This is a genomic window from Cobetia sp. cqz5-12, assembly GCF_016495405.1.
GTDB lineage: Bacteria > Pseudomonadota > Gammaproteobacteria > Pseudomonadales > Halomonadaceae > Cobetia.
Genome location: NZ_CP044522.1, coordinates 1,164,347 through 1,176,019, shown reverse-complemented (window position 1 = coordinate 1,176,019; position 11,673 = coordinate 1,164,347). Strand labels below are relative to the sequence as shown.

Sequence of the window (11,673 nt, the reverse complement as noted above, 5' to 3'; positions counted from 1 at the left end):
TAGTGCTTTTGGAAGCCGTGCTCTTGGGTGCAGCACGTTTGCGCGCGGCGGGCTTGCTTGCCGGCGCTGCTGACTCAGTAGCCGCTGATGCCGCCTTGGAAGCGGCTGGCCTGGTACGCGCCCCTTGCGCCCTGGAGGCACTGGATGAGCTGTTGCCCGTCGTGTCGCCGGCATCATTGGCGGCCTTGCCGGTGACGGCTTCGGTCATCGCGGTCATGGCCTCTTCCAGCGGCAGCGTCACCTGCTTGAGCGCTTCATTCACGCTCTTCTCGACCGTCTGCTGCACATCACGCACGGCCTTGAGCTGCGCATCCGCCACGCTGGTGATCTCTTCCGGGACGGCCTGCCCCAGCACTTCGGGGATGGTCTGGCGAGCATAACGCCCCGGCGCCGCTTCGATCACGTCGAGCTTGCCCTCACCCGGCGTACGCGCAGCGACTTCCGGTTCCGGCTCCACGAAGCCATTGCCGGTCATCCACGCCTGCCAGTCATTCCACCAGGAACCTTCGTGCTGCTCGGTGCCCTCGAGCCACTCATCCGGTGTCGCCGGCAGGCTGTCATTGGTGGCGTAGCCATACTTGTTCTTGTGTGGCGGATTGACGATACCCGCGATATGACCAGAGCCACCGAGCACGAAGCGCTTGATGGAGGCCTTGGGCAGCTGGGTGCCGTTATAGGTGGTCTGCCACTTGGCGATGTGGTCCTCGCGCGCGGAGACCCAGTAGCTGGGCGTCTCGATCTGCGAGAGATCGATCGGCACGCCATCCAGCTCGATGCCGCCGGGCTGCACCAGGCGGTTCTCCAGATACATGTGACGCAGATACCAGGCATGGGTACCGGCCGGCAGATTGGTGCCGTCGGTGTTCCAGTACAGCAGGTCGAAGGCGGTCGGCGCTTCGCCCTTGAGATAGTTGGAGACGTAGAACGACCAGAACAGGTCATTCTCGCGCAGCAGATTGAAGGAGAACGCCATTACGCGGCCATCCAGATAGCCATCCTGTGCCATCTGCTTCTCCAGGCCCTGCAGCACCGGCTCGTTGAGGAAGACACCGATCTCACCGGGATCGGAGAAGTCCTGCAGCGTCGCCATGTAGCTGACCGAGCGCACGCGGTCAGACTGCTTCTCGGCCGCCAGATAGGCCATGGTGCTGGCCGTCAGCGTGCCGCCGATGCAGTAGGACAGAATGTTGACCTGCTTCTCGCCGGTGGCCTGCTCGATGGCATCCATCGCGGCAAGCGGCCCCATCTGCATGTAATCGGCCCAGGTGAGATCACGCTGCTCGGGCCCCGGGTTGCGCCAGGAAATCAGGAATACGGTATGCCCCTGCTCCACCAGCCAGCGCATCATCGAATTGTCCTGACGCAGATCGAGAATGTAGTACTTGTTGATCCACGGCGGCACGACCAGCAACGGCGTGCTGAAGGCCTTCTCGGTCGCCGGACGATACTGGATCAACTGGATCAGCTCGTTCTCGAAGACCACGTCACCCGGCGTCACGGCGATGTTGTCGCCGAGACGGAAGGCTTCGGTGTCGGTCATCGCGACATTGATGCCTTCGGCAGAGTTGGCCAGGTCATCACGCAGACGCTTCAGGCCGTCGAGCAGGTTCTGGCCGCCGGTCTCGCGGGTCACGCGCTGCACTTCCGGGTTGGTGGACGCGAAGTTGGAAGGCGAGAAGGCGCTGACGTACTGGCGCGCGTAGAACTCGAGATTGCGCTTCTGGCTCTCCGGCAGGCCTTGAATGCCGGCCAGCATGTCGTCCACGGCGCGCGAGAACAGCAGATATTGCTGCACGAGGAAGTGGTAATAGGGTTCACTCTGCCAGGCCTCGTCGCGGAAGCGACGATCAGAGCGCGCGGGCGTGATCACCGGCTCGACACTCTCGCCATTCAGCTCGCGCAACGTGCCCTGCAGCAGGGCCATCTGGTCCTGGAATAGGCGAGTCTGGGTCGACATCAACAGTTGCGGGTCACGTGCCAGGGCCTCGGCCCCCGCCTGGAAGCAACGCCCCATCTCGTCATAGATGGTGGAAGCGGCAGCGCTGGGCCATAGGCGCTCCAGCATGTCACTCATCAAGGCTTGATACTGGGCACTGGCCTGCTGCATCACGCTGGCCCACTCCGTGCCTTCAGCACCGTCGGGAAACAGACTGGTAAAGGCCTGAGAGAATGTCTGCGAGAACGCCTGCTGCTGGGCTGAGTCCATATCGCCCTTCCTCCTTGTCATTGACCATCACGTCATTGGCTATCGAAGCTTGGCTGCCGAACGTCTGCCGGCGGCACGATTTCATCGAATCGAATCCTTCCTGACCACTGAGCAATACCATGCCGTCTCTCGTTGACGGGCGCCTTCACTGGCGACGGGCACTGCTTTCCAGACTGTTTGTTTTGAAGACCGTTTTGAAGACCGTTTTGAAGACCGTTTCAGAAGATGGATTGAAGACCGTTCACGGCTGTTTGCAAGGCCGTTCATGACTGATTTCAGGGCGCTGCAGGCAAGCATGGCAAGGCAAGCGAAGTGCACTGTCAGCTGCAGTGCGCTGTCAGTTGCAACACTCTGTCACCTGCAGGTCTGCTTTCCATCGGATTCGCGCGCGGCAAATGCGAGAGCAAAACAGCCTGTGCGTCAGCGTACCCATCTCCAGCATGCGCCTTTCAGCACGGCAGGGGCAATGCCTGAAAACGGCAAAAAAAAGGCTGGCGCAAGCGCCAGCCTTTTCGGGGTATACCTTAGTTCTGCTTGGCTCGGCTTGTCGCGGCAGCCGGCTTGTTGCTGGCAGCGGAGGATGCCTTGTCCTCTGCTGCTGAAGCGGCTTTCTCTGTGGCAGCGGACGCCTTGTCGGTGGCTTCCTTGCCAGCGTCAGAGTAGGCCTGTTCGAGCTGGGCACGCATTTCGTTGCCCATCTCGGCCAGCTTCAGGGAATCATCCATCATCTGCTGAGACAGTTCGGTCGCCACTTCCAGCTGGCGGTTGCTGAACTTGCTGAACTCTTCCATACCCTTGATTTCAGTGGCGGCACGCGCACGCTCGAAACCGGTATCGGCGTAACGCTTGGCAGCGTCCATCTGATAATCGGCAATCTTGCCCATATGGTCGAGCATCAGAGTGTTGAGCTTGCGCATCGGCTGATAGAAGCTGCGGGCTTGCTCGGCAAAGGCGTTGAACATCTGATCCTGCTGCATGACGGTTCCTCCCATGGATTCCGTACCGGGACAGCGCGCAGAAGTCTCTGCGCCACCTGTGGAGCACAGCAATATGCTGCACTGCACAAAGACTAGTCTGCTCCTCAGGTGGTTGCAATCCCATGACAGAAAACTGTCAGACGCCATTTTCTGTCACGGGATTGCCCGGGCATGCCTCACACCGATATCAGCCAAGAACGTTCATCGCGCCTGTCATCAACTGCGCTTGGCGCGTGAGCGCGCACTGGCCGCAGAGGCCGGTTTCGCATCATCCGTCCTGTTGGCGCTCTGCTCTGCCTTCTGATCCGCGCCGTGATCACTACTACGCCCTGAACTCCTGCGCGCGGCAGACTCCGTCTTGTCAGACTCCTTGCCTTCCGCACCGCCCTGACCGAACTGCTGCAGAGTATCCAGCATCATCTTCTGATACTGATTGAAGGCGGCCATCCCCTGGGCCATGCTCTCGCCCATGTCGCCTGACATGCCACCCGGCGCACCCTGGCCTGCATTGGCACCACCAGACGCGCCACCCATCATCCCCTCGGCCATGCCCGGCGGCATGAACTTGGCAAACGGCGTTCCTGCGCCCGGGGCCATCAGTGGCTTGAGCAGACTCATGGGGTCGTAGCCGTCAACACCCGCCTCCATCTGGCGACGAAAGCGCTCCATCAATTCCTGCTGGAAGGCTTCCACATCCGGCAGGCCCATCGCCTGACGAAATTCCTGCGGCGTGAGGTCGAATTCGACATTGATCTTCATGGCAGATTCCTTGTGTTGTCTCCCCGCGCACGGCGTGGTGCGCGAGTCTGCTGGCATGCATGCCATTCGAGTCTAGCAGCGAGAAAGACACGGGGCAGCCTGCTACTTACGCCTTTTCTTATTTGCTTTGTGCAAGCCAGTCCACAACGCAAGACGCCCCAGCCACGAAGGATGCAGGGCATCACTCCACGGCTGGGGCGTGTCTTTTCAATATTCAGCGGCTTGGCAGCGTCACAAGTTCAGCCGCGCCACAAGCGGCTTACACCTCGCGCAGCACCGGGGTCTCGACCTTGACGTCGGCGTTCTGGCCGCGATGGCGCAGCAGGTGGTCCATCAGCGTCAGCGCGACCATCGCCTCGGCGATCGGCGTGGCACGGATGCCGACACACGGGTCATGGCGGCCGGTGGTGATCACTTCGACCGCTTCGCCATTGACGTCGATGCTGCGACCCGGCAGCCGAAGGCTGGAGGTCGGCTTGAGCGCGATGCTGGCACGCAGAGTCTGGCCGCTGGTGATACCGCCCAGGATGCCGCCGGCATGATTGGAGAGGAAACCTTCCGGCGTCATCTCGTCACGGTGCTCGGTGCCCTTCTGACTGACCACGGAGAAACCGTCACCGATCTCGACGCCCTTGACGGCATTGATGCTCATCAGGCCATGCGCGAGTTCGGCATCGATGCGATCGAAGATCGGCTCACCGAGCCCCACCGGCACGCCAGTCGCCTCGACGGTGACCTTGGCACCCACGGAATCGCCTTCCTTGCGCAGGGCGTCCATGTACTGCTCCAGCTCCTCGAGGCGATCGGCATCGCCACAGAAGAACGGATTGGTATCGACCAGCGACCAGTCCTTGACCTCAAGCTCGATGGGGCCGAGCTGGGACAGATAGCCACGCACCTGCACGCCGAGGCCCGCCAGATACTTCTTGGCGATGGCACCGGCGGCGACACGCATCGCGGTCTCGCGGGCGGAGCTACGGCCGCCACCACGGTAGTCACGCTCACCGTACTTGTGGTGATAGGTGTAGTCGGCGTGGGCCGGACGGAACTGGTCCTTGATCTTGCCGTAATCCTTGGAGCGCTGATCGGTATTCTCGATCATCAGGCCGATGGCCGTGCCGGTAGTACGACCCTCGAACACGCCCGAGAGAATGCGCACCTGGTCCGGCTCGCGCCGCTGGGTAGTGTGGCGCGAGGTGCCGGGACGGCGGCGGTCCAGATCGATCTGCAGATCCGCTTCGCTGATCTCGATACCCGGCGGGCAACCATCGATGATGGCGCCCAGTGCCGGGCCGTGGCTTTCGCCGAAGGTGGTGACAGTGAACAGCTTGCCGAAGGTATTTCCGGACATTCAGGGGGTCCTCAGGCGATGCCGCCGGTCATGGCCGACGGCGTTCTGATAATGGTTGTCGTGAGCTTTTCAGGTCTGGTGCCGAAGCGAAGGCACCAGACGAGCCTGACTTCAGGCGAATTCGGGTGCGCAGACTTCCAGCGTCTGGGCATCGATGGCGAAGACACCATTGCCGCCGCGCTCGAACTCCAGCCACATGAAGGGCACTTCCGGGAAGGCCTCCATCAGGTGGCGTTCGGAGTTGCCGACCTCGACGATCAAGACGCCGTCGTCTGTCAGGTAGTCACGCGCCTCGCGCAGGATACGACGTACGATATCCAGGCCGTCATCACCGGCGCCCAGCGCCAGCGCCGGCTCGTGGCCGAATTCCTGCGGCATGTTGGAGAGATCGAAGGTATCCACGTAGGGCGGATTGGAGACGATCAGGTCATAGCGCTTGCCGGCCACGCCCGTGAACAGGTCCGACTGCACGGCGATGACACGCCCTGCCACGTCGTGACGTTCGATGTTGCGACGCGCGACTTCCAGCGCCTCGCTGCTGATATCGACCAGATCGACCTCGGCGGTCGGCATCACCAGCGCAGTGGCGATGCCGATGCAGCCGGAACCGGTGCACATGTCCAGCACGCGAGTCGGCGGCAGTTCCGGGAACCAGGCCGAGAAGCCGCTCTCGATCAGCTCGGCGATCGGCGAGCGCGGAATCAGCACGCGCTCATCGACATCGAAGGGCACGCCGGTGAAGAAGGCCTCGCCGAGCAGGTACGGCAGCGGCTTGCGGGTGGTGATGCGCTCACGTACCAGCGCCACGATGCGCGCACGTTCCATGGTCAGCAGACGCGCGTCGATCACGGCGGGGTCCGTGTCCCACGGCAGATGCAGCGCACCCAGTACCAGCGCCACCGCTTCGTCCCAGGCAGAATCGGTGCCATGGGCGAAGTGCAGGCGATGCGCGTGGAATTCGCTGGTTGCCCAGCGGATCAGGTCGCGCAGGGTCACCAGCTCCTCGACGAGACGGGTATCCGGCTCACTGAGGCTGGAAGGATGGCGCAGGTCGGACGCGGAAGTAGTGGACACGGTGATTCCTGTAAGCGGACAGATGGACAACGAGCGCCACCAATCGTGTGCGGTCGGCGGCGTCTCGCGCAGGCATTGTAGCGTTCACGAGGCGTGGCGGCGACCCTTGCTCGCGCCATGGGCGCCGCGCAGGATGTGGTGCTTCACAGCACCGACAGCCGCGCTATACTGCGCGACTTGCCATTTTATTGCCTGCGGAGCCCGGCCATGCCACCCAACCACGACGACAGCTCGGATACCGGCGACGATTTCAACGCCTTCCGTGCCGCCCTCAAGCAGGCCGGCGTACGCAAGATCACCACCAACCGCGCCGACCCTGGCCGCAAGCCCGTCGACAAGGAAGAGCAGGCGCGTCTGGCGGCGCGGCGCGCGGCCGCCAGTGAAGCCTCCACCGATTCGCTCGGCACGCCATCACGTACCACCGATGGTCAGGTCGAGCCGGTCACGCCCAGTCAGCTGCTTGACTTCGCGGTACCGGACCTCCCCTACCGTCAGCGTCAGCGCCTCAAGCGCGGCGAGATTCCCTGGGAGGCGGGTCTCGACCTGCACGGCTATACGCTGGAGCAGGCCCGCATCGAGCTTGAGTCCTTCATCGACGATGCCATTGCCCGTCGCTCACGCTGCGTACTGGTGGTGCATGGCAAGGCATGGACCGGCATGGCCGATCACCCCATCATCAAGAGCCACGTCAATGCCTGGCTGCGCCAATGGCCTGACGTGCTGGCCTTCACCTCGTCACTGGAACTGGATGGTGGCAGCGGCGCGGTCTATGTCCTGCTGCGCAGCAAGGGCCGTGACCCGCTGCTCGACTGAGTGAACCCTACGGTCGCCACACCGCCGAGACATTGACCATCCGAGCATCTGAATAGCCGAATACTTGAATAACTGAGCGCTTGAATAACCGAGCATTTGAATAGCCGAGCACTTGAATAGCAGAGCACTCGAGTAGCAGAGCTCATGAGTAGCAGAGGCAGGCCTCACGCCGAGCCTGCCACCATAACGACAAGGGAACACCCTGATGACACCCAACGTTGAACAGCCAATGCGCACGGCTTCACGCAGCACCCTTTGTGCTGCCATTCTCGGCAGCGCGACCGCCGCCGGCCTGTCACTGGCCTTCGCCATGCCGGCCGCCGCCAGCGATGCACTGTCCGACAGCACCCTTTCGCGCGTGCAACAAGGCCAGGTGCTGAAGGTCTGCACCACCGGTGACTACGCGCCCTTCAGCCACCGTGAAGATAATGGCGACTTCGAAGGCATCGACATCGACATGGCCGCCTCACTGGCCAGGAGCCTGGGCGCCACGGTACAGACCGTGCCGACCAGCTGGCCGACGCTGATGGAAGACTTCACCTCCGGCAAGTGCGACATCGCCATGTCCGGTATCTCGGTCAAGCTGGACCGTCAGGCTCAGGCCTACTTCAGCCAGCCCTATCAGACCGGTGGCAAGACGCCCATCGTGCGCTGCGAGGACGTCGACAAGTACCAGACCGTCGCGCAGATCAATCAGCCCAGCGTGCGCATCACCGTCAACCCGGGCGGCACCAACGAGCGCTTCGCCAATGAATTCCTGAGCGATGCCACGCGCGTCGCGCACAACGACAACCGCACCATCTTCAACAACATCATCGAAGACCGTGCTGATGTGATGGTCACCGACGCCATCGAGACCCAGCTGCAGGCCAGCCGTCACCCGGAGCTGTGCAGCGTGCATCCTGATGCGCCGTTCACCTTCTCCCAGAAGGGCTATCTGCTGCCGCTGGGTGACAATATCTGGAAGGCCTACGTCGATCAGTGGCTGACCCAGATGCAGGGCACCGGCGAGCAGGCCGCCATCTTCGACAAGTGGATCAACGGCTGAGGCGACATTTCGCTCAGGCTCCGGTCACACGCTCTGCAATGAAGCGCTCTGTATTGAAGAGCTCTGTATTGAAGAGCTCTGTATTGAAGAGCTCTGTATTGAAGAGCACCGTAACGAAAAGCCCCCGCCGATTGGCGGGGGCTTTTTCATTGAAGGGCAACTCACGACAGGCTAGCCGTCGCTGCCCTTCTCGTAGCGGTCCAACGCTTCGGCGGCCAGATGGCGGCCCAGTTTGATCAAGCCCGCGGCGCGGTGGAATTCATAGGCACCACACACCGTCTTGGGAATCTCGACCAGGATGTCCGGCGGATAGCCTGCGATCTTGTACTTGGCCAGCGTTGCCTGGGTGATATCGAAGGAGCGCATCATCATGTCCAGCTTGCCCCAGGCAAGCTCCGGCGCGTTCTCATCGATCTGTTCAGGCTCGGCTTCGTTCGCAGGCCACTGTTGTTTGCCTTGGGTAACAGCGCCGGCACCCGCCTGCGGCTCTGCCAACGCTTCTGTCCCCGGCGCCGGCTCGGCATCGGCATCGCTGCTTTTCAGTGCCTCGAACTTCAGGCGCGAGGCATCGCCCGGTGGCAGCGGGACACCGCCGACCGGACTGGCAAATGCCATGCCCTGCTGGTCTTCCAGCGCCTGCTCCTTCTCGGCAGAGAAGATGCGCTCGGCACCGCGACGCACTCCCCGCAGCCAGTCACTGAAACCACCGCCACGCGCTTCCAGGGCGGCTTCACGCGCCTCTTCCTCGGCGGCATCGGCCGGCGGCAGCATCTGCTCCAGCGTCTGATTGCGCGGCGAATGCGCCGTGGCATTGACCGCCAGCACCAGATCGACGTGGGCGGCGACCAGTGGCGTGATCGGCAAGGGATTCATCAGGCCGCCATCCACCAGCACCTTGCGGTCGCGTTGCACCGGCGTGATCACCCCGGGCACCGCGATGGAGGCCCGAATCGCCTCGAGCAGGTTGCCGCTCTGGAACCAGACCTCCTTCTGGGCGATCAGGTCGGTGGCGACGGTGGTGACCGGAATCGGCAGATCCTCGATGCGCGTGTCGCCGATCAGGGCTTCCAGCTCATCCATGATGCGGCGCGCGCGGATGGCGCCCATCGGGCTCCAGGTGACATCCACTAGCCGCAGCACATCGAAGTAATCCAGCTCACAGACCCAGTCACGATAGGCATCCAGCTTGCCGGCGGCATGAATGCCCCCGACCAGTGCCCCCATCGAGCAGCCCGAAATGGCGCGAATGTCATAACCGCGCGCCAGCACTTCCTCGATGACGCCGATATGGGCATAACCTCGGGCCCCGCCACTCCCCAGTGCCAGGGCGATGGTCTTGCGCTTGGCCATGGCATGTCTCCCGCTGCAGATGATGAAAGATGAACGGACGCGGCACGCGAGGCATCGCTCAGTGCGAGCTGATCCACTCGACGATGGCATCGGCAACCGCCGCCACATGGGGCGGCTCCAGATGCAGGTGGTGGCCACCCGGCAAGACGCGACGCTCGAGCCTCTTCACGGCATCGCGCGCCTGCTGTGCCTCGTGCCTTATGGTCAGGATACCCTGCTCGCCCTCGATCAGCAGTACCGGTTGGGTCAACGCCGACAATAACGCCAGCACCTGCTCCGGGGTGTAGCGCATCAATGAAGGCCGCAGCAGGCGGCGGTCACTTCTCAGCCGCAGGCCACCGTCTTCCAGCACCTCGAGGTTTCGCTCGACGATCGGCCGCGCCGTGTCGGCATCGATCGGCGTGACGCCTCCCGCAACCCGCGCCGCCACGGCGTCCTCGACATGACGATAATGGGCACGTCGCGTAGTGGCGCGTCTGACCGGTTGCGCGTGGCGTGCCAGCAAACCGCGGCGCAGCTGGTCGACCACCTCCGAGGCTGGCGTAGCAAGTGCGCCGATGCCATCGATCAGCACCAGTCGCGCGATATATTCCGGCAGCGCCGCAGCTACCTGCCCCGCCACCGCCGCCCCCAGCGAGTGCGCCATCACCGTGACCGGCGCGCGCGGCAGCCCCGCGTCATACAGGCCTTCCAGCGCCTCGATCACATCGTGACAGTAATCCCACACCGCATAATCCCCATGCTCACCCAGCGGACTCGAGCGTCCGTGACCGACCATGTCAATGGCGATGAGACGAATGCCCAGCCGTTCACACAACAGCGGTGCCAAACGACTGAAACTGGCGGCATTGTCGAGCCAGCCATGCAGCGCCAGCCACGTCGGTGCCTGCTCCGCGCGCTCGGCAGGCGCCCACTCCAGAGCCGCCAGCTCTCCGCCCGTGCGCCGTGGGAAGCGACGCTCACGCAGCGTAACGTTGGCGCTCACGGGTGTCTCGGCAATGTCCTGCACGGTTTGATCAGTGCTCATGATTGCCTCCCGGCCAGCAGACCTGGCGGCAGTAGATCCGGCGGCGCGAGGTCCGCGATGGCCGCCAGCAGCGCGGCACGCGTCTCCTGTGGGTATTCAAAGGGGTACATATGTCCTCCCCGGACATGCTCCACCGTCAGCCCGGCGCGGCGCAGGCGTGCCTGACGCGCCGGCGTGAGCAGATCAGACTGGGCGCCGGCCAGAATCCTGACCGGCACCGCCAGCTTCGCCGGCGAACCTGACAGGTGATCGCTGAGGTGGCGGAAGATCTCGACCTCGTGACGGGTGTCGAAGCTCAACGACAGGCTGCCATCCGCGTAACGATGGGTGGCGTTGTCGACGTAGTCGTCCAGCGCCTCTGGCGTGAAGTTGGCGAACAGCGAGCGACGGCGCAGGTAATCCTGCATGGCCTGACGGGAGTCCCAGCGCGCGCGACGCCCACGGGTGCGGCCTGCCGGCGTGACACGATCAATGAAGCCGAAGCGTTTGGCGACCTTCATGCCCAGCGCATCGCGGCCCAGCATCAACGGCGGGTCGAGCAGCACGAGGCAATGAAAGCGTTCCGGCTGCTTCAGCGCCGCCATGTAATTGACGATGCCTCCCAGCGAATGGCCGACCCCGATCACCTTGCGCCCGTTGCCGCTCGCCGCGGGCAATGGCCCCAGCGCGGTATCCAGACACGCCAGCCACTCATCACGCAGCGAGATCAGATTGTTGCCGACCGGGTAGGCAGGGTCGTGCGCCAGCCGGTCCACCGGCAGCAGATTGAAATGCTCGGCCAGCGGCGCCAGCAGGCTCTTGTAGCAGGCACCGGTGAAGCCATTGGCATGCGCGAAGGCCAGTACCGGGCGCTCGGTGTCGGCATCCAGGCCCGCCGGGTTAGCGTCGCCCTGCTTGGACAAGGCATGTTCGGACAAGGCCTGCCCGGGCCGGGGTTGCCGTGAGGTGGCAGTCATCGCAAGGTCTCCTTACCACGGGCCGCCGTCCCTGACGCGCCCAGACAAACGGTTGTTTAAATATAGACAACAGCATGCCAGCCCCACCCCATGGGCGCCACTCCTCCCTTTG

General features: G+C 63.2%; 9 protein-coding genes and 1 pseudogene. 2 read left to right on the top strand and 8 right to left on the bottom strand.

All coding sequences use genetic code 11. The features are described 5' to 3' along the window. Positions 1–343: 343 nt before the first annotated feature. From phaC to prmB, 5 genes and pseudogenes are all read right to left on the bottom strand, one after another. Positions 344–2,107 (bottom strand): annotated as a pseudogene (gene phaC / locus F8A90_RS17540) (class I poly(R)-hydroxyalkanoic acid synthase); the annotation flags it as partial. A 623-nt stretch (positions 2,108–2,730) separates the two neighbouring features. Beyond that, positions 2,731–3,183, bottom strand: coding sequence for a phasin family protein (locus tag F8A90_RS05025; protein ID WP_166019369.1), 453 nt, complete (start codon positions 3,181–3,183; stop codon positions 2,731–2,733). Between the two features lie 216 nt (positions 3,184–3,399). After that, positions 3,400–3,942, bottom strand: coding sequence for a DUF6489 family protein (locus F8A90_RS05020; RefSeq protein ID WP_200020097.1), 543 nt, complete (start codon positions 3,940–3,942; stop codon positions 3,400–3,402). A 259-nt stretch (positions 3,943–4,201) separates the two neighbouring features. Further along, positions 4,202–5,293, bottom strand: a complete 1,092-nt coding sequence (gene aroC / locus F8A90_RS05015) for a chorismate synthase (RefSeq protein WP_200019255.1) — start codon at positions 5,291–5,293, stop codon at positions 4,202–4,204. A 111-nt stretch (positions 5,294–5,404) separates the two neighbouring features. Next, the gene (gene prmB / locus F8A90_RS05010; protein ID WP_200019254.1) at positions 5,405–6,367 is read right to left on the bottom strand and encodes a 50S ribosomal protein L3 N(5)-glutamine methyltransferase; all 963 of its coding nucleotides are present in this window, start codon (positions 6,365–6,367) and stop codon (positions 5,405–5,407) included. Between the two features lie 207 nt (positions 6,368–6,574). Here prmB and F8A90_RS05005 point away from each other — a divergent pair, with 207 nt between their 5' ends. After that, positions 6,575–7,180 carry a Smr/MutS family protein gene (locus tag F8A90_RS05005; protein WP_200019253.1) on the top strand — a complete coding sequence of 202 codons (606 nt, stop codon included), beginning with the start codon at positions 6,575–6,577 and terminating at the stop codon, positions 7,178–7,180. 205 nt (positions 7,181–7,385) lie between these two features. Beyond that, complete coding sequence (locus tag F8A90_RS05000; protein WP_200019252.1) at positions 7,386–8,228, top strand: transporter substrate-binding domain-containing protein; 843 nt, start codon at positions 7,386–7,388, stop codon at positions 8,226–8,228. A gap of 171 nt (positions 8,229–8,399) precedes the next feature. Here F8A90_RS05000 and F8A90_RS17535 read toward each other — a convergent pair whose 3' ends face one another. Genes F8A90_RS17535 through F8A90_RS04980 form a run of 3 tightly spaced genes read right to left on the bottom strand, consistent with a single transcriptional unit; the run spans position 8,400 to position 11,561 of the window. Next, on the bottom strand, positions 8,400–9,578 hold the full coding sequence (locus tag F8A90_RS17535) for a patatin-like phospholipase family protein (protein WP_233593449.1): 1,179 nt from the start codon (positions 9,576–9,578) through the stop codon (positions 8,400–8,402). A 58-nt stretch (positions 9,579–9,636) separates the two neighbouring features. Continuing rightward, a complete protein-coding gene (locus F8A90_RS04985) occupies positions 9,637–10,605 on the bottom strand; it encodes an alpha/beta fold hydrolase (protein ID WP_200019251.1) in 969 nt (322 codons plus the stop codon). Next, positions 10,602–11,561 (bottom strand): alpha/beta fold hydrolase, encoded by a 960-nt coding sequence (locus F8A90_RS04980; protein WP_200019250.1) that lies wholly within the window; start codon positions 11,559–11,561, stop codon positions 10,602–10,604. Before F8A90_RS04980 ends, F8A90_RS04985 begins: the two co-directional genes overlap by 4 nt. Between the last annotated feature and the right edge of the window lie 112 nt (positions 11,562–11,673).

Excerpts from the sequence above, each read along its gene's own strand:
- F8A90_RS05005 (WP_200019253.1), top strand. The coding sequence starts at position 6,575 with ATGCCACCCAACCACGACGACAGCTCGGATACCGGCGACGATTTCAAC.
- F8A90_RS04980 (WP_200019250.1), bottom strand. The coding sequence starts at position 11,561 with ATGACTGCCACCTCACGGCAACCCCGGCCCGGGCAGGCCTTGTCCGAA.
- F8A90_RS05000 (WP_200019252.1), top strand. The coding sequence starts at position 7,386 with ATGACACCCAACGTTGAACAGCCAATGCGCACGGCTTCACGCAGCACC.
- F8A90_RS05025 (WP_166019369.1), bottom strand. The coding sequence starts at position 3,183 with ATGCAGCAGGATCAGATGTTCAACGCCTTTGCCGAGCAAGCCCGCAGC.
- aroC (WP_200019255.1), bottom strand. The coding sequence starts at position 5,293 with ATGTCCGGAAATACCTTCGGCAAGCTGTTCACTGTCACCACCTTCGGC.
- F8A90_RS17535 (WP_233593449.1), bottom strand. The coding sequence starts at position 9,578 with ATGGCCAAGCGCAAGACCATCGCCCTGGCACTGGGGAGTGGCGGGGCC.
- F8A90_RS04985 (WP_200019251.1), bottom strand. The coding sequence starts at position 10,605 with ATGAGCACTGATCAAACCGTGCAGGACATTGCCGAGACACCCGTGAGC.
- F8A90_RS05020 (WP_200020097.1), bottom strand. The coding sequence starts at position 3,942 with ATGAAGATCAATGTCGAATTCGACCTCACGCCGCAGGAATTTCGTCAG.